The 20512-nt window shown below is 61.1% G+C and carries 27 protein-coding genes; 19 read left to right on the top strand and 8 right to left on the bottom strand.

What is annotated here, in order from left to right; translation table 11 throughout:
- Positions 1-5 precede the first annotated feature (5 nt).
- On the top strand, positions 6-353 hold the full coding sequence (locus V5N13_RS14120) for a hypothetical protein (protein ID WP_336361277.1): 348 nt from the start codon (positions 6-8) through the stop codon (positions 351-353).
- Between the two features lie 2 nt (positions 354-355).
- On the opposite strand, the gene V5N13_RS14125 is transcribed toward V5N13_RS14120, so the two are convergent.
- Positions 356-1480 (bottom strand): NAD(P)/FAD-dependent oxidoreductase, encoded by a 1125-nt coding sequence (locus V5N13_RS14125; RefSeq protein WP_336361278.1) that lies wholly within the window; start codon positions 1478-1480, stop codon positions 356-358.
- A gap of 32 nt (positions 1481-1512) precedes the next feature.
- Positions 1513-2484, bottom strand: a complete 972-nt coding sequence (gene mvaD / locus V5N13_RS14130) for a phosphomevalonate decarboxylase MvaD (protein WP_336361279.1) — start codon at positions 2482-2484, stop codon at positions 1513-1515.
- Positions 2485-2584: 100 nt separating this feature from the next.
- On the opposite strand from mvaD, the gene V5N13_RS14135 reads away from it, so the two are divergent.
- The 4 genes from V5N13_RS14135 (at position 2585) to V5N13_RS14150 (ending at position 5517) form a co-directional block, all read left to right on the top strand.
- Positions 2585-2836 (top strand): hypothetical protein, encoded by a 252-nt coding sequence (locus V5N13_RS14135; protein WP_336361280.1) that lies wholly within the window; start codon positions 2585-2587, stop codon positions 2834-2836.
- A 156-nt stretch (positions 2837-2992) separates the two neighbouring features.
- Positions 2993-4519: an SLC13 family permease gene (locus V5N13_RS14140; RefSeq protein WP_442904963.1), complete on the top strand. Its 1527-nt coding sequence runs from the start codon at positions 2993-2995 to the stop codon at positions 4517-4519.
- A gap of 38 nt (positions 4520-4557) precedes the next feature.
- Complete coding sequence (gene nth, locus V5N13_RS14145; RefSeq protein ID WP_336361281.1) at positions 4558-5241, top strand: endonuclease III; 684 nt, start codon at positions 4558-4560, stop codon at positions 5239-5241.
- 48 nt (positions 5242-5289) lie between these two features.
- The gene (locus tag V5N13_RS14150) at positions 5290-5517 is read left to right on the top strand and encodes a hypothetical protein (RefSeq protein ID WP_336361282.1); all 228 of its coding nucleotides are present in this window, start codon (positions 5290-5292) and stop codon (positions 5515-5517) included.
- Between the two features lie 10 nt (positions 5518-5527).
- On the opposite strand, the gene V5N13_RS14155 is transcribed toward V5N13_RS14150, so the two are convergent.
- The gene (locus V5N13_RS14155) at positions 5528-6019 is read right to left on the bottom strand and encodes a DUF7321 family protein (protein WP_332898574.1); all 492 of its coding nucleotides are present in this window, start codon (positions 6017-6019) and stop codon (positions 5528-5530) included.
- 99 nt (positions 6020-6118) lie between these two features.
- Between V5N13_RS14155 and V5N13_RS14160 the strand changes: the two genes are divergently transcribed.
- The 9 genes from V5N13_RS14160 (at position 6119) to V5N13_RS17185 (ending at position 11856) form a co-directional block, all read left to right on the top strand.
- On the top strand, positions 6119-7060 hold the full coding sequence (locus tag V5N13_RS14160; protein ID WP_336361283.1) for a DUF7319 domain-containing protein: 942 nt from the start codon (positions 6119-6121) through the stop codon (positions 7058-7060).
- A gap of 128 nt (positions 7061-7188) precedes the next feature.
- Positions 7189-7842: a plastocyanin/azurin family copper-binding protein gene (locus V5N13_RS14165; RefSeq protein ID WP_336361284.1), complete on the top strand. Its 654-nt coding sequence runs from the start codon at positions 7189-7191 to the stop codon at positions 7840-7842.
- Positions 7842-8240, top strand: coding sequence for a DUF7318 family protein (locus tag V5N13_RS14170; RefSeq protein ID WP_332898577.1), 399 nt, complete (start codon positions 7842-7844; stop codon positions 8238-8240). Before V5N13_RS14165 ends, V5N13_RS14170 begins: the two co-directional genes overlap by 1 nt.
- A gap of 2 nt (positions 8241-8242) precedes the next feature.
- A complete protein-coding gene (locus V5N13_RS14175) occupies positions 8243-9109 on the top strand; it encodes a ubiquinol-cytochrome c reductase iron-sulfur subunit (RefSeq protein ID WP_332898578.1) in 867 nt (288 codons plus the stop codon).
- Complete coding sequence (locus tag V5N13_RS14180) at positions 9109-9903, top strand: cytochrome b (RefSeq protein ID WP_332898579.1); 795 nt, start codon at positions 9109-9111, stop codon at positions 9901-9903. The genes V5N13_RS14175 and V5N13_RS14180 overlap by 1 nt, the downstream gene beginning before the upstream one ends.
- A gap of 6 nt (positions 9904-9909) precedes the next feature.
- Positions 9910-10668, top strand: coding sequence for a cytochrome bc complex cytochrome b subunit (locus V5N13_RS14185; RefSeq protein ID WP_332898580.1), 759 nt, complete (start codon positions 9910-9912; stop codon positions 10666-10668).
- Between the two features lie 24 nt (positions 10669-10692).
- Positions 10693-11019, top strand: a complete 327-nt coding sequence (locus V5N13_RS14190) for a DUF7315 family membrane protein (protein ID WP_332898581.1) — start codon at positions 10693-10695, stop codon at positions 11017-11019.
- A complete protein-coding gene (locus V5N13_RS14195; RefSeq protein WP_332898582.1) occupies positions 11012-11284 on the top strand; it encodes a DUF7314 family protein in 273 nt (90 codons plus the stop codon). Before V5N13_RS14190 ends, V5N13_RS14195 begins: the two co-directional genes overlap by 8 nt.
- Positions 11285-11373: 89 nt before the next feature.
- Positions 11374-11856: a methyltransferase family protein gene (locus tag V5N13_RS17185; RefSeq protein ID WP_442905081.1), complete on the top strand. Its 483-nt coding sequence runs from the start codon at positions 11374-11376 to the stop codon at positions 11854-11856.
- 54 nt (positions 11857-11910) lie between these two features.
- On the opposite strand, the gene V5N13_RS14200 is transcribed toward V5N13_RS17185, so the two are convergent.
- The 3 genes from V5N13_RS14200 to V5N13_RS14210 form a co-directional block, all read right to left on the bottom strand.
- Positions 11911-12351 (bottom strand): DUF7313 family protein, encoded by a 441-nt coding sequence (locus V5N13_RS14200; RefSeq protein WP_336361285.1) that lies wholly within the window; start codon positions 12349-12351, stop codon positions 11911-11913.
- Positions 12352-12391: 40 nt separating this feature from the next.
- On the bottom strand, positions 12392-13123 hold the full coding sequence (locus V5N13_RS14205) for an ATP-NAD kinase (protein WP_336361286.1): 732 nt from the start codon (positions 13121-13123) through the stop codon (positions 12392-12394).
- A 99-nt stretch (positions 13124-13222) separates the two neighbouring features.
- The gene (locus V5N13_RS14210) at positions 13223-14527 is read right to left on the bottom strand and encodes a M28 family peptidase (protein ID WP_336361287.1); all 1305 of its coding nucleotides are present in this window, start codon (positions 14525-14527) and stop codon (positions 13223-13225) included.
- Between the two features lie 87 nt (positions 14528-14614).
- Between V5N13_RS14210 and V5N13_RS14215 the strand changes: the two genes are divergently transcribed.
- Positions 14615-15679, top strand: a complete 1065-nt coding sequence (locus tag V5N13_RS14215; protein WP_336361288.1) for a polyprenyl synthetase family protein — start codon at positions 14615-14617, stop codon at positions 15677-15679.
- 66 nt (positions 15680-15745) lie between these two features.
- Here V5N13_RS14215 and V5N13_RS14220 read toward each other — a convergent pair whose 3' ends face one another.
- Positions 15746-17077, bottom strand: coding sequence for an RNA-guided endonuclease InsQ/TnpB family protein (locus V5N13_RS14220; protein WP_336361289.1), 1332 nt, complete (start codon positions 17075-17077; stop codon positions 15746-15748).
- Between the two features lie 53 nt (positions 17078-17130).
- Between V5N13_RS14220 and V5N13_RS14225 the strand changes: the two genes are divergently transcribed.
- From V5N13_RS14225 to V5N13_RS14235, 3 genes are all read left to right on the top strand, one after another.
- A complete protein-coding gene (locus V5N13_RS14225; RefSeq protein WP_336361290.1) occupies positions 17131-17268 on the top strand; it encodes a hypothetical protein in 138 nt (45 codons plus the stop codon).
- A gap of 112 nt (positions 17269-17380) precedes the next feature.
- Entirely contained in the window at positions 17381-18445 is a 1065-nt protein-coding gene (locus V5N13_RS14230; protein WP_336361291.1) for a M42 family metallopeptidase, read from the top strand.
- A 90-nt stretch (positions 18446-18535) separates the two neighbouring features.
- Positions 18536-19129 (top strand): plastocyanin/azurin family copper-binding protein, encoded by a 594-nt coding sequence (locus tag V5N13_RS14235; protein ID WP_332898589.1) that lies wholly within the window; start codon positions 18536-18538, stop codon positions 19127-19129.
- On the opposite strand, the gene V5N13_RS14240 is transcribed toward V5N13_RS14235, so the two are convergent.
- On the bottom strand, positions 19130-19654 hold the full coding sequence (locus V5N13_RS14240) for an SRPBCC family protein (protein WP_336361292.1): 525 nt from the start codon (positions 19652-19654) through the stop codon (positions 19130-19132).
- Positions 19655-19734: 80 nt separating this feature from the next.
- Here V5N13_RS14240 and V5N13_RS14245 point away from each other — a divergent pair, with 80 nt between their 5' ends.
- Complete coding sequence (locus V5N13_RS14245) at positions 19735-20487, top strand: NAD(P)/FAD-dependent oxidoreductase (RefSeq protein WP_336361293.1); 753 nt, start codon at positions 19735-19737, stop codon at positions 20485-20487.
- Positions 20488-20512: the final 25 nt, after the last annotated feature.

A 20512-nucleotide genomic window follows, 5' to 3' on the forward strand; every position in this document is an offset into this window, starting at 1 on the left:
CGGCTATGGGAGTTATTGATTCACTCATCGTGTTCGTCGTCGGCCTGCTCGTCGGTGGCTTTGGGCTGTACGTCGGTGCTCGTGTACTGACCGACATGGACGATTACGGTCACGCGGTGGTGACGGCGCTCATTGGAGCGGTTGTCTGGGCGATATTGAGCTTCATCCCGCTCATCGGGACGCTGCTCGCGCTCATCGCCTATATTGCGGTGGTCAACTGGCGGTATCCCGGCGGCTGGGGCAGTGCCATCGGCATCGCGCTCGTCGCGTGGGTTACCGCAACGATTGTCCTGTTCCTCCTTGGCGCGCTCAGAATCATCTCGCTCGGCGCGATTGGGATTCCCGGCGTCTGAGTTCAGTCGGAAAACTCCGCGCGTACGAGGTCGAGCGCTTCTTCGACCGCCCCGATTTGAGTGAGATAGCCCGCGCCAATCGACGCCTTGAGCGCGAGCGCCGGCGTTCCGGTGATAATTGTCGGGCCGACCTGTGCGACCGTTTGCTCGCCAACGGTGACAATCCAACCCGGTGAGTCGAAGCGAAACGCCGACCGTCGCGGCGAGAACGCGTCTGCAGGGTCGTGGGCTGCGATTTTCTCGATGCTTCGTGCGACCGCACGCGCCTCGCGGATGGCCGCTTGTGCGCTCGCGGGAACGCGCTGGCCGTCTGCGTCGATGACGTCCGCGGCATCACCCACGACGAACGTGCCGTCTGCGACTTCCAACGTGTACCGCACGCGGTGGCGCGTGCCGTCGAGGGCAGCGGGGCCAGCGATACCGCCCGTCCAGATGAGTTGGTCGTAGGCCATCGTTCCGTCTTCGAGGTGAACCGCCGTGTCGTCCGCGCGCAGCACCGTGGTTTCCGTCTCGATGGTAACGCCCTCGCTCGTGAGTGCGTCACGGACGGCCCGCCGGAAGTTTTTCGGAAAGCCTGGCGCGACGCTGTGGGCCTGTTCGAGCAGTCTGACTTTCGACTCCCAGCCGCGTTCTGTGGCGAGCGCGGCGAGTTCACCGGCGGTTTGGATGCCGGACAGCCCGGCTCCACAGACGAGGACGTGGCCGTCTTCGGGGCCGAGTTCGACGAAGCGGTCGTGAATCGCCGTCGCGTCCGCAACGGTTTTGAGCGGCGTCGCGTGTTCGCTGAGCCCGGGTAAGCCGTAGTAGGCGGTTTCCGCGCCGAGACAGACCGCACAGATGTCGTAAGAGAGTGTCTCGCCCGTGTCGAGCGCCACCGTCTTTTCTTCGGGCGAAACGTGTTCGACGCGGGCGCGCAGTATCGTGTGTTCGGGAAACAGGTCGGTGAGAGAAATCGTCAACTCCGCGGCGAGTGCCGGACGACGAATCACGCGATGGAGTTCGTGCTGGATGAGGTGGCTTCCCGTCTCATCTACGAGTGTGAGTTCTGCGTCTGTGGGGAGCGAGCGGGAGAGTCGGTGGGCGAGGGTCAGGCCAGCGTAGCCAGCGCCGAGGACGAGGACGCGCATACGCCCTCTAGCGCCGCCAGCCTCAAAACGGTCTAGAACAGGGCTTCAGATTCGTCGAGGATGTGGGCGGGGCCGCCGATTTCCCAGACGTGCGTTTCGATGTCGAGGGCGGCAATCGCCTCCTCAACGCGGTCTGCGTACTCGGGTTTCGTGTTGACGTAGACGCTCGCGCCGGTGTCGGTCGAGAAGTAGACGGGCACGCCGTCGTCGCGGAGTTCGCGGACGGTTTCGAACACGCGGAGGGTGTCCGGCTTCCAGTAGACCCAGCCTGCAGGCCCGGTCATCGTGGTTGCGGTGAGCGAGAGCGAGTCGTGTTCTGCGAGTTCGAACACACGGTCGAAGTCGGCCTCGCGCAGGCCGTCGCGCATCTCGGCGATTTGGCCGTGGATGTGAGCCATCCGCGCGTCGAACATGTGGCTGTCCGCGGCTTCCTTGTGGGCTTCTTCGGTTTCCTTGTACGCCGGGACGAGTGCGGCGATGATGGCAACCTCATCCGCTAAGTCGGAGTCGATGCGCTCTGAGCGACAGTCCTCGTCGTTGAGACCGGTTCGGAGGTGGGAGAAGCCGCCGGTGACGGCGCGGGCAGCAGAGGAAGAGCCGCGGCGGGCAACTGCCGAGATTTCGGGCAGCGTCATGTCGAGGCCTGCAGCCTCACACGCGGCGAGCGCGGCGGCGGCGAATCCGGAAGAGGAGGAGCCAAACCCGACGTTGCTCGGGAAGTTGTTCTCGCTCTCGAAGCGGACGCGCGTGTCGGTATCTGCGAGCGAGCGGACGTGGTCTACGACGTGCTTGATGCGTTCTGCGCCGCGCCCGGCGATCTCCTCGCCGTCCACGCGGTAGATATCTTCCGCCAACTCGTCGTCGAACTCGACGGTCGTCTTCGAATGGCTCGGGGCGGTACAGAGGCTGATACTGTCGTGATACGGCAGTCTGAGTTCCTCGTTTCGCATCCCGTGATACTTGACGAGTCCCTGAATTGGGTGGGCTTTCGCCGTCGCTTTCATACTTCGTGAGGTGAGAGAAGCGCGCTTAATTCCTCCGCTCTGTCGTCTCGGTGGGTCGTGAGACACAACTGTTTTCAGGTCGTTCACAAGACTGAGACCAATGGGCGCGGGTGAGGAGCCGGGGGTCGAGATAGACGAGATTTCGCCGATGGCGTGGCGACTTCTGCGGACGGCAGCGGGCTACGAACAGCGCGAAGTCGAGCGGCAAATCGACGGGTTGCTCCAGGCGCACATCTCGATGCTCGAAGGCGGCAGTCGCGGGCTGTCACATTCACGGCGCACGGCGCTGTTCTCGCTGTACGCAGAACAGTTGCGTTCGCCGCAGATTCATGCCATCGTGGCTCACTTCTAATTATTTTCCCACCGATACGTAATTATCGTATCTTTTCTAACAGTTACTTTTATCATTTTTTACAAACCACGTAAGACAATCGTTAAATATCATCATTTGGAATGAGCCGGTGTATCAATGATACAGGCGGGTGACGGCACGTCTCGTAGACGGGTCATGTTGTTCGGTATCGCTGTCCTCGGAACGGCGCTCATCGCCCTTGCGCCGAATCCTGACGGACTCACCATTCGCGGTCAGTACGCGATTGCGACCATGTTCTTCGCCGGGTCGCTCTGGATTACGGGGGCATTGCCGCTCCCGGTCACGGCGCTCTCGATACCCGTGTTACTCACGGCGTTCGGCGTCTACGACGACATCGACCCCGCGTTGGCTGGCTTCGCAGACCACCTCATCTTCTTGTTCATCGCCGGGTTCATGCTGGCGAATGCGCTGCAGAAGTACAACATCGACCGACGGATTGCCCTCTGGCTCATGGCGAAGATGGGCTCTTCTGCTCGGCTGTTGATTCTCGCCATCATGCTCGCCACAGCGTTCCTCTCGATGTGGGTGTCGAACACCGCGACCACGGCAATGATGACACCAATCGCCCTCGGGGTGCTCGGGCAAGTCATCGGTCGCGACGAGATTCAAGAGGACACGGACGACGCCGCAGCGTTCTCGAACATGCAGATTTCGACGCTGCTCGGGACGGCGTACGCCGCGAGCGTCGGCGGTGTCGGCACGCTCATCGGGACGCCGCCAAACGCCATCGTGGCGAGTCAACTCAAAGAACTCCTCGGCTACGAAATCACCTTCTTCGACTGGCTCGTCATCGGCATTCCAGTCGTCTTCGTGACCCTGCCGCTCGTCTGGTACATCCTCACCTTCCGGCTCTACCCGCCGGAAGTGAAAGACGTGAGCGGCGCACGCCGCAAGGCAGAACAGTACCTCGAAGAGGAGGGAAGTCTCTCCACTCGCGGCCGCCGCGTCGCGTGGATTTTTGGTGCGACAGCGTTCCTCTGGGTGCTCGGCGGCCTCGACATCCTCTTTGAGGGGATTCTGCCACCTACCGTGTTCACCACGCTGTTCGGCGGTGAGGGCCTGACCATCTTCGGCGTCGAAGGCCACCAAGGGCTGCTCTACTACGTGATGGTCGGTCTCTACGCCATCCCGGCGCTCGTCCTCGCGGACACGGTCGAGTGGGACGACATCGTTGACATCGACTGGGGGACCATCCTTCTGTTCGGTGGCGGCATCTCGCTCGCTGGCGCGTTCGCTGATACCGGCGCGACTGAATGGCTCGTTTCGAGCATCTTCGATGGTCTCGTTGGGACGAACATCCTGTTCGTCGTCGGCGCAATCGTCCTGTTGGTCATCTTCCTCACCGAGATGACGAGCAACACCGCGACCTCTGCGATTATCGTCCCCATCCTCATCGCACTCGGTGGCGTGTTCGCTGGCACGCTCGGCGTCGCAGAACCCGAAGCCGCTATCTTCCTCGCGGTGAGCGGCGCGATTGCGGCCTCCTTCGCGTTCGCCTTGCCCGTGGCGACGCCGCCAAACGCCATCGTGTTCGGGTCGGGGCACATGAAACAAAAACACATGATGAAAGCCGGAATCGTCCTCAACGTCGTGATGACGGCGGTGCTCACGGGCCTCATCATGCTCCTGTTCATGTTCGTCTGGCCCGCACTGCTCTGGTAAACCGAACCACTCAATTGGGCGACGGCGTTTTTTCCGGTATGGGAACGCCGCTTTCGTCGCGCGCGGAACAAGCCGAAGAGGTCTTAGACCGCCTCTACGAGGAGTTTCCCGACACGACGATTTCACTTCGTTACGCGAACCGTCTCGAACTTTTGATTGCCGTGATGCTCTCTGCGCAGTGTACCGACAAGCGCGTGAACAAGGTCACGAAGGAGCTGTTCGCAAAGTACGATTCGGCCGAAGACTACGCGAACACGGAGCAAGAGGAACTGGCCGAGGACATCTCCTCGATTACCTACTACAACAACAAGGCGAAGTACATCCGGAGTGCGTGTGCGGATATCATCGAGAAACACGACGGTGAAGTGCCAGATACGATGTCGGAGTTGACCGACCTCGCGGGTGTCGGCCGCAAGACGGCGAACGTCGTCCTCCAACACGGCCACGACATCGTCGAGGGAATCGTGGTGGACACGCACGTCCAGCGCATCTCTCGGCGGCTTGGGTTGACTGAGGAGAAAAGCCCAAAAAACATCGAACAAGCCCTCATGCCACTCATCCCGCGTGAGGACTGGCAGAACCTCACCCACCTCCTGATTAGTCACGGTCGGGCGACGTGTACCGCCATCAACCCCGATTGCGACGACTGCGTCTTAGAAGACATCTGTCCGTCGTCGAAACTCGACCACGACGTGGACTTGGCGAAAAACGAAGCCTGGTAGGCACCCAAACTGTTTTCTCGATTTGTGACAACTGAAAATCAATTCACTATGCCAGTGACAGATCGGGTGTTGGCCTCACGGTTCGTGAACCCACAGCGGCTTGGTTTCATCTGTGTGGTTGGGGTTCTGGCGTTGGTCGTAGACGTCACCGCGTTCGAGATTTTTGGCGTCGAAACGCTTGTTGAGGCCGCAGAACAGTTCGTGATTATTGTTGTCGGTGGTTATCTCGGATTGACCCTCGCCGACGTGTCGTGGGAGCGGAAGTTCGGGACGTGACCCGATTTCCTCAGAAAAACTGGTATTTCGTGAGAAAGCGCGCCATCCCGACGATCCACGCGAAAATCCAGAACAGCACGTAGCCGAACACGCCGATACGGAGGCGGCGGCGCCAGAAGTCCATCTTCTCAGAGCCGATTTCGGAGAGCAACACGTCCTCGTCGTAGTCGTGGTAGAGGTTGTGTTTCCACTTCGCTTGGAAGATGCGGACGATGCCCGTAAACGCGAACACGAGCATGGCGTAGGCCTGCAATCCGAGGAAGGCGTGGAACGCGGCGAAGCCGTTTAGCTGGTCGGTGAGCCGGGGAACCATCCAGAACACGACGGGGACGGTGTTGAGGGTGAGGCCGACGAAGATGAATTTGAGGTGGTAGGTGAGCACGCCCCACGTCACCTCGTCTGCGTCTATCATTATCCACGCGCCGTAGAGGTAGAACGGAAAACTGAGCGTCACGAGGAGGGCAGCCACGGCCGCAGTCGTGGCGTCCGGCAGGCCGAGCATTATCTGGAGTTGCGACGCGAGGCGCTAAAACATGGCGAAAACAGCGTCAGCGAGGGGGTTCGGAAAGCGTTTACCGGTCGAACGCTAACGTTCCCGGAAATGGGAGATGCTCGTTCCACGGGCCCAGACGAACTCGACGAGCAAGCAGACGGCTCGTCGGGCGAGGGGTCACCCTCCGTAGAGGAACTCAGAAAGCGCGTCGAAGAGAAGTACGACTTCGACAACTTCGGCCCGGCGGACATGGCGAAGATGACGCCCGAAGAGTGGGACGTCGCGTTCGACCCCGACTCGTGGATTACGGGCGACGAGCTGTTAGCCCGCGTCGAGGCAGACCTGCGCTGGCAGGTCGCCACCCGCGAAGTGTTCGCACGCGTCGAACGAGTCGAAGAAAACGGCGAGGAATGCCTGCTTGCCTACTCAGACGAGGGGTACGCCGTCATCTACGCGGACGGGAGCGTCGAAGGCAGCGGGACGATTCTCCGCGACGTAAAGCCCACGGTCGCCCTTTGTTCGATGGACGACTACGAGCCACACGACGCTCCCGCGGGGAGAGTGCTGCCGCGCCCCGACGACGTGCGCGAAGGGACGGGCAAACTCGGCAACACCGTCTTGCTCACCGTTGGCTCGCTCAACGTGTTCGCTGGACTCATCCTCCTGTTTGGGCCGTTCATCTACGACCCACTCTTGCCGACGCTCTGTACGCCTGCAGCGAGCGGGGGCGGATTCGTCTGTGGTACTCCGCTCGGTGAGGTGACGCTGTTCCCTGTCGGCAGAGCGATTTTGCTCACGATTATCGTCGGGCTTGGCTTTCTCGCCTTCGGTCTGTTTCTCTCGGTCATCGTCGCAAACGCTCGGCTTTCAGACCGGTTTCGCGCAGAGGAGTACCGCGACCGACTGCGGGCGCTCGACCTCGAATCGGGCTCCTACCCGGCGGCACTCCCCGAAGAATGGCGCGACCGCCTCGATGCGGCCCGCAGAGCCCGCCAGCTAGACACCCCAACCGAGCGCGATGAGACTGGTACATCGTTCCCTCAGGAATAGCGCCCGAGTGGTGACTTGAGGCGAGAATTTTGCCTGCCAGCCGGTTCTTCGTGACAGCCGACAGTACACGCGCCCACGCCCGTATTCGGTGGGTTTATACAAACCGGGTACTGACTTCCCAACTGTACATGAAGCGACGGGACTTTCTACTGACCGCCAGCGGTGTTGCAGGCGGTACCGCCGTCGTCGGCGCTGCCCCCGCTGTGGCCCAGGAGGAGCCTACAGCCTCCAACAATAGTTCCTCTGGCGAGGGCACGACGACGCCAGGGGCGGGTAACAACAGCACGGATGGCAGTGGCGGCGGTGGCGGCGGTGGCGGCTCGAAAACCGTGGCCGTCGGGCCCGGCGGTGACCTCATCTTCACCCCCGGTACCGAAGAACCGCTCTACGCATCGCCCGGGACGACCGTGACGTTCAACTGGGAATCTGATAACCACAACATCGTGGTCGACAGCCAGCCAGACGGCGCGGGCTGGGAAGGCCATCAACCACTCGAAAACACGGGGTTCACCTACGAACACACGTTCGATACGACTGGCACGTACGAATACCACTGCCAGCCCCACGCCTCCTCGGGGATGACCGGTGAAATCATCATCAACGAGTCCGGTGCGCCGCCACAGAGCGCGGAAGTCGAGATTGACGCAGAGGAGATGGGTGTGCCGATTCAGGCGCACTTCGTGGGCATCGCGACGATTCTCATGCTCGTCGTTTCGCTCATCTACACGTTCTTCCTGCTCAAATACGGCGAGTCACCCCACGCAAAAGGAGGGAACAACTAATGAGTTCTTCAGACAGCAGTTACGGTGACATTCACCGCTACGAACCAGCCCGCGAGAGTACGGCCGCGGCAATCGCGATTGTCCTGCTCACGGTCATCGAGATCGCGTTCGTTGGCCTGTTCGTGTTTGGGCTGCTCACGGGTTGGTCGAACGGCGACCAGACCGGGCTTGGGAGCATGTTCCTCGGTGGCGTGTTGTCGGTCATTTTCATCGACCTCGCGTTCATCCTCATGCTCTACCGCAAGGAGTTCCTCCCAGACGTCATGATCGTCAAAAAGCGTCGGCGAAAATGGGAAGACCTCTACATCAAAGAAGAGGATATGTATGGCTCCGGTGCGTCCAGCGAGGGACCGTGGGAGAGCATCAAACGCGCAGTCTATCCCTACTATAAGAGATAATTATGCCATTAGACGACGACAAATATCCAACTGAATCAGGCCGCCGGCGCTTCGTAAAGGGCGTCGTCGGGAGTGCGACGCTCGCCAGTGTCGGCACTGGCGGGGTCGCGGCACTCAATTCGGCCACCTCGCCGAGTGGTGCCGGTGGTGGTATCACACAGTATCTTGGCATCGAAAACACCGGAGGGCCCGCGCCACGCGGCATGCCACAGATCCCTCTCGAACTCGACTCGGAAGGGTTTATCAAGGGTGTCTGGCCAGAACCGGAGACGCAAACGGTTCAGGGACAAGAGATTACGGTCGCAGAGATGGAACTCGGCGGCGAGACGTACTCCACTGAGTGGTTCCAGTACTGCGGTGCACAGACGCTGCCGGGCATCCAGCCCGACGCAGACCAAGACAACTTCTTCCGGTCTTCCGGTGACCCACCGTACAGCTGGCAGGCGGACACGTACTCAGCCGGCGACAAACTCCACATTGACGATTTCGCTGACTACGAAAGCTGGGGTAACGGTATCGGTCAAAGCGGCCTCGGGAAGCCCGCGATGGGGACGTGGCGCTCGGTCGACGTGACGCCACAGGAACAGATTCCGGTGCAGGTCGTCCGCAGCTCGAAAATCCTCGAACGTGCAGAGAGCGGCGAAGACGAGTTCGCAGAGTGGATTCGAGCGAGCACCGTAGACGGCTGCATTGGCTGGCTCAACAAGTGTACACACTTCTGCTGTGTGCCCGGATTCAAATCAATCTCTGGCAGTGATAAGTTCAACGCGGAGAACGACGTGTACTGCCCATGCCACCAGTCGGTGTACGATCCATTCAGCACGATCAAGAAATCGTTCGTGGCACTGCCACGCCCGGAGGGTGAATAATGAGCCTCGAACGGAAAGACGAGATGGACCACGGCGCGTGGATGAAAGAGAAGAATTTGACGGCGGTCGAACAGACGTACCTGACGGTGCTCATCTGGCTCGACCAGCGGCTCCGCCTCGTGGACTACCTCGAACTCCTTGAGAATCTCTACTACAAAGTCAACCTGCAGATGCCAAAGAGCCACACCGAACAGTACAACTTGGACAACAAGTTCTGGTACTGGTATCCACTCTACGCCCTCGGCAGTTTCTCGACGTTGGCGTACGTGGCCGCCGCAATCAGTGGCGCACTTCTTGGGTTTTACTACGCGCCGGCGACGACGGGCGACCCATCTACGGCGTACAACTCCATCGTGTTCATTATGCAGGACCTGAACTTCGGGTTCATGCTCCGGTCGATCCACCGGTGGTCGGCACAGATCATGGTGGCCGCCGTATTCTTGCACATGCTTCGTGTGTACTTCACGGGCGCGTACAAGGAGCCGCGGGAACTCAACTGGATCATCGGCATCATCCTCATCAGCCTCACGCTGGTGTTCGGGTACACGGGGTACCTGCTGCCGTGGGACCAGCTTGCGTTCTGGGCCGGGCAGATCGGCGTCGAAATGGCGTTGTCTATCCCAATCGTCGGAGAGTGGGCTGCCCAGCTCCTGTTCGGCGGGTTCACGCTTGGACAAGCAACGCTCCAACGAATGTACATCCTGCACGTCTTCCTGTTGCCGTTCGTGGTGACGGCGGTCATCGCACTCCACATCGGCATCGTCTGGATGCAGGGCATCGCAGAACCACACTAGAGAATCATGAGCGAAAACAACGACACAGAAGTCAGAACCGACGGCACTGGCATCGTCCCGCCGGACGATGAGACGCCCACGTGGCTGGAGCGCAAACAGCGCACCGAAGGGCTCTCCCGGCTGACCTACGAGTACTTCGAGCGCTCACGGCGCGAAGACCAGGACCTCCGCATGTCCTCTAGCTACGTCGAACGCGACGTACTCGGATTCCCTGCGTGGCCCCACGAGATGATTCGGAACCTCTCGCTCGTCGCATTCTTCACCGGAATGTTGCTGTTCCTGTCTGCGACGCTGCCACCGCACATCGGCCCGCCAGCAAATCCGAGTACGACTCCGGCGATCATCCTGCCTGACTGGTATCTGTACTGGTCGTTCGGCCTGCTGAAGATGGGGCCGCTCAACCCCGACCTCGCCATCATCGGCGGACAGAAACTGATGGCGGACGCGACGTACGGCGTGATTGCGAACCTCATCGTCGTGGGCGCGATTGCGGTCGTCCCCTTCCTGAACAAAGGGAGCGCGCGCAGACCGGTCGAGGAACCGTTCTGGGCGTCCGTTGGTGTGTTTGGCGTCGTGTTCGCCCTCACCATCAGCGCACTCGCAGTCAAGAACCTCGTCCCGATGAACGCAGACCTGCTGTTCGACCTGACGTTCCTCGTGCCGTTCGTCTGTGGCTTCATCAGCTACGCGGTGTTGAAGGCGATGCGCGAAGGCTACATGTTCGAACTCAACCGCCGGTACTACCGCCTGCGGCCACCGCAGTAACCGGATTTCCACCACTTTTCGTCAATGGCACCAACCGATGAGCGCTCGCCGGACGCAACCCCGTCTGAGCGTGGCGCTCGTGACGTCGAAGTCCCGATTCGTCTGTACAAAACCATCACCGTGTTCTCGACGCTGTTCGCCGTGGTCGCCGTCGTTGGCGGCTTTCTCGTCATCGACGCCGCCACCCAACAGTCGTCGCTTGCTGCGGATGAGGTGAACCTCCCCATTGCCTTGGTTGGCATTGGCCTGATTGCACTCGGTGCCATCGTGTACGCCTTCTCGACGCGCTTTCGCGCTCAGGGAATGGGAAAGTCTAAAGACGACGCCGACGAACCTCAGGATAATGGCTGACGAATTCGCAAAAGGGCTTGGTATCTTCACGGGTGCTGGCCTGCTCTGGATGGTTCTCGCAGGGTGGTACAACACGCCCAGCTTCGAGGGTGAGCAACTTATCGGCGCAACACCCGAAGGGCTCGACCTGTACGGGACGATGGCGGTTTACCTCCGCGACGCACTGTTCTGGTTCGCCATCCTCGGCGCGCTCACGTTCTGGGTCATCATCCCCGCCGTGAACCAGCTGCGCGCGGCCCGTGCAGAGCGCGCGAAATCCGAGTAATCGACTGCGGTCTTTCTTCGTTTTCTCCTCCCACAGAGCCCGGCGCTTTTCCACGCAATCGATTTTCGATATCGGCCCGTAGTAGCCGTATGGCATCGTCACAGCAGAGGCGGCGGTGGACGCACGTACAGCCATCCATACGGTGGCAAAACGTCCCGATTCCAGAGCCGCACGTGACCGCACTCGTTCTCAGTGTCGTTCTCCACGCGTTCCGTCCCATTCAGCTCGTTCGGCAACCCCATCGCGTTCGTCGGTTTGGCTGGGTGCTTATCGCCCTCAGCGTGTCCGGTATTGTGGCTGCCGTTCGTGCAGCCGGTACTGAGACCATCGAGAATCCCAAGTCGCTTCGTACCGCGTTTCCCTATAGCCACAGCCGCAATCCGATGTACGTAGCGTGGACGGGACTGTACGTTGGCAGTGGACTACTCTGGAATAGTGTGTGGCCGTTCGTGTTCCTCCCGGCTGTCGCAGGCTGGACGCACCTCGTAGTGCGACGTGAGGAAGCGACACTGGCGCGGACGTTCGGCGCGGAATATCACGAGTACCGCGCGACAGTCAGGCGATATCTGTGAGCGCCCGACTGCGGGCGCTCGGGCGTGGTAGTGCAGAGAAGAAACGGAGCGTGACTACCCGACGATGGCGGTCCAGACCGGTTCGACGATGAAGAACAGCGTCTGGAAGGCAACGTAGAGCAGCGCCAGCACGGAGGCGGCGATTGCGCCTTTCGGTGTGTCGAGTGGCACGTCGCGCCGGGCTTCGACGAGGCGGGCCTCGAATTCGAAGAAGTCGGTGATGACCATCCCGAGGATGAGGATGCCGGAGACGAGCCCCGCATAGGAGTCCCAGGTGAGGTAGTAGAGGGTTGCGAGGACGAGCAGCGCCGTCGTCACGTTGTGGAGCATCGAGCGGCTCATCGCGTCTGCGCCCCCGTCGTTGTTCTGGTTCACATGAGACCGGTGGGCGACGATTCGCGTCACCATGTTGGCCACCAGGAGTCCGAGAACGATGAACTCGATGTAGGGGCCGACGATGGTGTCAAGCGGGCCGAACATCGCAAGCGTTTGCATAGGCGTTTCTCAGTCCGTAACCCATTAGAACTTTTCCAATCTACCGGACGCCCGACCCCGGGAGGACGGGGGTAGTTTCGGCAACCACCGCAATCGAAACCGTCTCTGTAACCGAAATATCGACGGACGAGCCAGCTGGAACGATAAGCTCACGGCGTGTATCGGCCAATAACTCGACTTCCGCCTCGTCGCGCACCACCGCAATCGAGAGGTCGGCCATCGGGAGCACCCAGTGGCTCCGGTCGATGGCGAACGGCGAGATAGGGACGATACTTGCCAACTCACCCGGTGCGACGACCGACCCGCCCGCCGCGCGCGCGTAGCCGTGACTGCCCGCGGGGGTTGCGACGACGACGCCATCGGCGCGGAACTCTGCGACACGCTCGCCCGCAGACGAGATGGCGTACTCCGAGATGCGCGCCGGTTCGGTCGTGACGAGCATCACGTCGCGCAGTGCGCGGACGGTTCGTTCATCCACGGTCGCAGAAAGGAGGGGGACGGTTTCGGTGTCGAAGTCGCCAACAACGAGCGCGGTCACGGCGTCGAGTGCATCGTCCGCTGTCACTGACGGGATGCCAGCCGCTGCGTCGATTGGGAGAACTGGCACAGAAACGCCGTCGGAAACGAGTGCCAAAAGCGCCTCCTCGCCCACCGTGACGAGCGCGTCGACGCCGTCGGTCTCAGCGGGAGCCGTGACAGCCTCGCCGCCTGCGTCGGTGATGGCGTCGATGATGGCGGTGGCCGGTGAGGGGGCGAACACGCCAATTTTCACATCGACACCTCCCGGCAGGTGAGCCTGCGACCAGTCATTAGCCTGAATCACGTACCGGGCTGCCAAAAGACTGCGGGATTCGACAACAGGCGAGCGGTCTCAGTACGGCCAGTCGCCCGTGAGTTTGAGCGCTGTATCGAGATTTTCGGCTTCGAGTGCGTTTGCTATCTCCTCTGGTTGCTTGTGGGCCACCTCGAATTCGTCACTGGCGAGGTGGACGGCGAGTTCCGTGAGGAGAATCGCACTCTCACGGAAGTTGCGCACTTCGAGTTTGTCGAGGGTGTCCGCGCGGGTGTGACCCCAGCCGCGGCCCGATTCGCCGGTCTCTGCGGTGACGTGGTAGCCGGGGACGCCCCACTGAACGAACTCCCAGTGGTCTGAGTGCGGGCCGAGGCGCGGGGTCGCCGTCATCGGGTGGTCGAACTGCTTTGAAATCGTGTTGACGGCGGCTTTGAGTTCGTCGAAGCCGTGGGTGTAGAACTTGAGGTCGCGCCCCTGGACGACGCCGTCGTTGTTCAGGATGGCTTTGATGGCGTCGTGGTCCATCGTTTTGGCGGCGTGACTCGCGCCGACGAGACCGACTTCTTCTGCGCCGAAGATGAGGAAGTGGACGCGCGTGTCGAGTTCGTCCTCACGGGTTTTGAGTGCGCGCGCGAGTTCGACGGCCATCGCCGTGCCCGCGCCGTTATCCATCGCGCCCTCGCAGATGTCGTGGGCGTCCACGTGACTCGTGATGAGGACGGCTTGCTCGGTGTCCGGCCCGAGGTCTGCGTGGATGTTCTGGCTCGTCGCGTCGTGGATGTTGGCTTCGACGGAGACGGTCACGTCGTCGCCCTCGTACCGGCGAGAGAGTCGCGCACCGACCTCTTTCGAGACGCCGACGGCGGGAATCTCACCAATTGGGGCGTCGTCCATTCCGACGCTGCCCGTGGGTGCGAGACCGCCTTCGACGTGGTTGCGGAAGATGAAGGCCACTGCGCCGCCTTCGACGGCGTGGTAGTACTTTTCGCGGCGGTGGGGGAAGCGCTCGTACCAGTTTGGGACGTTGGTCGAGACCATGACGACGTTCCCCTCGACGTCCGCGTCCTCGAAGTCCTCAGGGAGGCCGTAGCCGAGGTCAACGAGTTCTGCGGTTTCCTCGCCGCTTGGACTGCGCGGCAGGGCGATACACCGCTCTTCGTCGTCGCCTGCGTGGATTGCGCTCGTCCCGCGCGTCCAGCCTTGAATCGGGAACTCGTCTAAGTGGACGTTGCGCGCGCCGACCGCTTCCAAGGCGTCGCGCGTGGCTTCTGCGGCGTCGCGCTCGCCTGCGTTTCCGGCTTGTCGGTCACCGATGTCTACGAGCGTCTCCAGATGGTCCCACCCAACGGTACTGGTGAAGGTTTGGCCAATCCAGTCGGTCATATTCGAACCTCACTGCACAGGGCAAAATACTGTCCGGTGTCCGGATTGTGGATAGAACTTTATTCCGCGACTCTAACCTACCACAGTATGCGGGATGTACTCGACGAGTGGCGGCCGATTATCGACGAGGAGATTGCCCGACACCTCCCCCGCGATGTAGACGACTCCTACCTTGCGGAGTTTTTCGGTGAACCAACGTACAAGTACGACGCCGTCGCCCTCCACAAGGCGCTTTCGACGCCGCTCTGGGAGTTGCTAGACCGCGGCGGCAAACGCTGGCGGGCGGTCATCTTTGTCTTGCTCACGCAGGCGTTTGGCGAAGACCCGGAATCCTATCTCGCTTACGCGGTGATTCCAGAAATCCTCCACAACGGCACCATCATCGTAGACGACGTTGAAGACGGGGCGACCCTCCGCCGTGGCGGCCCGGCGCTCCACCACGTTTACGGCGAAGACGTTGCCCTGAACGCGGGCAACGCGATGTACTTCCTACCGCTGAAAATCTTGACGCACAACCCCGGCAACCTCGATGCCGAAGCACGGCTTGCGGCCTACGAGATGCTCATGTACGAACTGAATCGGACGCATCTCGGCCAGGGCATGGACATCCTCTGGCACAACGAAAAAGAGATTCGCGTTGGGGAACCCGAATACCTCGAAATGTGTGCGTGTAAAACCGGCTGCCTCGGGCGAATCGTCGCACGCCTCGCGGCTATCGTGACCGGCCAATCGGCCGAGGTCGAACGCCACGTCGCACGCTACGCCGAACTCATGAGCATCTCCTTCCAGATTGGCGACGACATCCTCGACGTCGAGACCGCCCTCGAAGACGGCGGCGCGTTCGGCAAGGAGTTCGGCAACGACATCCGCGAAGGCAAAAAGACGCTGATGGTCATTCACGCCGCAGAGACCGCGCCTCCTGAAACCGTCGCGCGCTTAGAGGAGATTCTCTGGGCCGAGGAAAACACGGACGACGAAATCGAAGAAGTCCTCGACATCTTCGTCGAAACTGGGAGCGTCGAATACGCCCGCAAGCAGGCACTCTCCCTCTCTGCTGGCGCGCGCGAGGAACTGTCGAACGTCGAGTTGGAGCCTGCGGCCGCAGAGAAACTCGCTGCGTTCACGCGCTTCGTCGTCGAGCGCAACGTATGACATCCGCCTCGCCGTGAACGGCGTAACCGTTCTGAGGACGAGGTTTCCTCGCGCTGGGGGTATCGATTACCGACCCACGGAGGCAACTTGCGGGTTCGTATGTGCCACGTTGGGAACTGAGCGTGATGACTCTGACCAGTTATGGTCGTCCCACTTGAGGCATACAGGCCGTGCCATCGACCGTGTTACCGTTGTCTGCCGTTGACGAGACACGTCGTGTCTCGTTCGCCAATCAGAAATCTCTGATTTCTGATGACGTCTCAGGAATGATTCACTTGCCACGAGGTCTGCGTGCCCCTCGAACCCACACGAACACGTCAGCGTGTCTTGGTGGCGCGTCGTATCCGCTGTCGAACCACAATTCGGACACTCTTGACTCGTCCACGCCTCAGACCGACCCTCGACCGACATACCGTATTCCTCAGCGGTACACGCCAGTCGGTTCACGAACGCTCGGAACGCCCAGAAATTGTGCGTTTTCGCGTTCGCCTCCACCGACCAGTGTGTTTCCAACACGTCGGTCAAGTCGCCCACGTACACCGTCGAAACGCCCTCATCGTAGAGGCGTTCGATGAGGTCACGGGCGAGCGCGTCTTGAGCGTGGTCACGTCGTTTTGTTCTCCGGTCGTACAGGCGTCGGATACGGTGACTACTGTGCTGACCGTCCTCTAACAGCGATTGGAGTCGGGCGATTTCTCGCGTCGTCTCACGGAATCGATTGAATAGGGTGCGTCCTTCGTACAAGAGTTGTTGGCCGGTTGTGGTTGTGCAGGCGACGAGGTTGTTCGCACCGATGTCCAGCGCGGCTTCTTCCGAAGCCAGTGGGTGTGTCAGCCGAGAAGTGTCTACGGTGACTGGTTGAAAGGCCCTGAATTTCTGTGCTTGCTCGTCGTAGAACAACTCCAACCGACCTTGTTTGTCGTACTCCTTCCAGTTTGGTTCACCCCTAACTTCGAGTCGGAGACGTTCGTAATATCCCCGTCCGTACTCGTCTTTCAGGTCTTGACCAACAAGGAGTTCGAGACGAGATTGCTTTCCCCACTCGACGGAGTATGAGGTGTTGCGGATGTACGTGCGGAGTTCTCGGCCATCGTCTGCGTTGCCCCAGAAGCCGGGTTTGCCGTTGGCTTCACCCTTCTTTTGGAGCGCGAAGAACGACCGCCACGCTTCGCGGTTCTTGCGTTCGATTTGCTGAACTGTGGACGCGCCAAGAACACCGCCGTAGCGACCGCGATACTCGCTGATTTCCCACACGTCGCTGTCTGGGTCAGCATAGTTCTCGCGGCGCTCGTAGGTGATCTCGTTCCAGAGAGCGGCAGAAGCGTCCAACACGCGTCGAAGTAACTCCCCGTCCTCGTCGGATTGTGGAACCACATCGAACGTGTTGGTTCGCTTCATCAATTACTGGTTGCGCCCGAACACACATAAGTGTGGGTTTTGTGTGATATTGTATGGTTGAAATCCGCATCGAGTTCGATGACGACGAACAGTACGAACGATTGAAGGAACTGAAGAAGCACCGTGGATTGACGTGGAAGGGGTTGCTTCTCGAAGGGGAGAAGAAGGTCAGGGAGGAAACCCCGGAGTGAGCGTCGAACGTGGGTTGTGACCCTATTGTCAGAGTGGCGTCCACGCGAAAGGGCAGGGACTCTTTCCTTGATTTCGATAGCGCTTATACGCGGCGGCCACTTCCGAACAGCCATGACCGCCCAGCCGGATTTTGCGTTCGACTACCCACTGTTGAAAGAACTCACCGAAGCCCACGGTGTGCCGGGCTACGAAGACCGCATCCGCGAGCTCGTCCGCCGCGAGTTCGACGGCCACGTCGACCACGTTCAGTCTGACGCGATGGGCAACGTCGTCGGAACCATCGACGGCGCATCGGACTACGAAGTCGTCATCGCCGCGCACATGGACGAGATTGGGTTCATCGTCCGCCACGTCACCGACGACGGCTTTCTCCAACTGGACGCACTCGGCGGCTGGGACCCGGCAGTACTCAAAGCCCAACGCGTGGTGGTCCACACCGACGATGGCGACCTGACCGGCGTCATCGGCTCTGTGCCGCCCCACACGCTCGCCGAGGAACAGAAAAAGAAAGAGCCGAAGGTCGAAGACGTGTTCGTCGACCTCGGACTTCCCGGCGAGGAGGCGAACGAGCGCGTCACCGTTGGCGACCTCGTCTCGATGGAGCAGACGACGACCGTCGTCGGCAACACCGTCACGGGCAAGTCCCTAGACGACCGCGTCTGTCTGTTTGCGATGCTCGAAGCCGCAAAGCGCATCGAGAACCCCGCGGTGACTATCCACTTTGCTGCGACCGTCCAAGAGGAGGTTGGATTGCGCGGGGCGGAGGCGCTCGGCGTGGACTTAGACCCCGACCTCGCGCTCGCGCTCGACGTGACCGTGGCGAACGACGTGCCCGGGTTCAAGCCCGGCGACTACGTCACGACGCTTGGTGAGGGCGCGGGAATCAAACTCAAAGACGGGAGCGTCATCACGAATCCGAAGGTGAACAAGCGCCTGCGCGCGGTCGCAGCGGAGCACGACATCCCCCGCCAACCAGAAATCCTGCCCGCGGGCGGGACGGACACCGGCGGGTTACAGAACTCCTCGGGCGCAAAGCCCGTCGGCGCAATCTCGGTGCCGACGCGCTACCTTCACACCGTCGCAGAGAGCGCCCACTACGCCGACATCGAGGCGACCATCGACCTCCTCACGCAGTTCCTCACGTCGGAAACTGGCCAGCACGACTACTCGTTGTAAGCTGACGTTCCGCCCGCCAAGCCGATTCTTTATAAAGGGGCGCGAACGCGAACCAAAGTATTGAGTACCGGGTGGGTCTTAGCCCCGCGCATGAGCGATGACAATTCCGAGAAGGCGGTGAGCCGTCGGGGCTTCCTCCGGGCCGCCGCAGGAACTGCAGCGGTCGCCGGCGCTGCGGGCAACGCAAGCGCGCAGGAAGAAGGTGGCAACAACAGCTCTGATGGCGGCGGAGGCGGCGGTGGCGGCTCCAAAACGGTCGAAGTCGGCCCTGGCGGTGACCTCGTGTTCACCCCCGGTACCGAAGAACCACTGTATGCGTCCCCTGGAACCACGGTGACGTTCACGTGGGGGTCTGACAACCACAACATCGTGGTCGACAGCCAACCCGACGGCGCAGGCTGGGAAGGCTCAGAATCCCTCGAAAACGAGGGGTTCACCTACGAACACACGTTCGATACGCTCGGCACCTACGAGTATCACTGCCAGCCCCACGCCTCCTCGGGGATGACCGGTGAAATCGTCATCAACGAATCCGGTGCCGCGCCCGCTGGCGGTGGCGCAACGTCCCCGATTCCAGACAGCGCGAAGGTCATCGGTATCGCAACGACCATCGGCCTGTCTACGGTGCTCGGCTTCGCCTACTTCTTCATGAAGTACGGCGGCGACTACGAAATCGACGAGTAATCAGGCGAGGTCTGGCGGTTGGTGAATCGTCAACTCGACGGTTCTGCGCCGTCCTTCGATGTCGGCGACGATTCGTTCGACCACGCGCTGTGCTTCTTCGAGAATGAGCGGTTTGACCTTTCTGACGACCCAGTCGAGCGAGACGAATCGCGGGAGATTGAGCGCGCCAACGTGTGCTGAGTGCGGGTCGTACTCGATGTAGAGCCAGACGCGACAGGCGTGAGATTCGTCTTCGGGTGGGTCTATCTCGTCTACGCGCCAGTAGCCCGTCGCCTCGATATCTTTTACGACGGCCCACTCGATTTCGTTCGGTGGCGAGAGGTCGGTGACCCGCGAGCGCGCTGTATACGAGAGCTTCCACCACGTAAAGCGCAGGTCGTACTCCGTGCCGGGGCTGCCGTCGCCGTAGCGGCGCACCTCCTGCAGGTGTTTCGAGTAGCGGGTGTAGCGCGGGAAATCGACGAGAAACTCGTACACCTCCTCGGGGGGCAGATAAATGACGGTGCTGACTTCGATTTCGTCCACGGGACAGCAATAGGCGCGTGCAAGCAAGAAGGTGTGCCCGAACCAATTGGTTTGTAACCCCAAGCCACGAAATTCGGCCAATGACCGACGAAAACCGACACGACGTCCTCATCGTAGGTGGCGGCGTCTCCGGGCTGACCGCTGGCATCTTCACTGCCCGCGCGAACCTTGACACGCTCGTCGTCACCCACGGCGAATCGATTCTCAAGCGCAACGCCCACTTGGAGAACGTCCCCGGCTTCCCGGCGGGCGTGAACTCGCGGCTGTTTCTCGACATGACCCGCGCGCAGGCGGCGCGAAATGGCTGCATCTTCACCGACGAGCGCGTCATCGCCATCGAACGAGACGACGAGGGGTTCGTCGTGAACACCGACGAAGGCATCCTCAAAGCCGACCGCGTCATCGCCGCGTCGTGGGCTGACAGCACCTATCTCGAGAACCTCGACGTGGAACTCGACAAGCGCGGGAGCAAGCAGTACATCGGCACGGACGACAACGGGCGCACCGACGAATCCGGCCTCTACGCCGCGGGCCGACTCGCCGCCCAGTACCACCAGACAGTCGTCGCGGCGGGCCACGGCGCGCAGGTCGCACTCACCCTCATTCACGACTCTGACGTACCTTTCTACAACGACTGGGTCGCCCCCGAGGGCTACTTCACCGAGCGCGGCCGCGAGGTGCCACCGGGCTGTGAGGAGATCTCAGAGGCCGAGCGCAGACGCCGCGAGAGCCAGTCGCGCGAGTTGATGCAGTCGTACTTCGAAGAACCGCACCCGGACGGGCCGACGATGCACCCGAGCGTGCTCGCTGCGCGTGCCGAAGAAGACGAGTAGCCACCCGCGACTGTCCTATACTTTT

This window comes from Haladaptatus sp. ZSTT2 (assembly GCF_037081775.1).
Taxonomy (GTDB): Archaea; Halobacteriota; Halobacteria; order Halobacteriales; family Halococcaceae; genus QDMS2.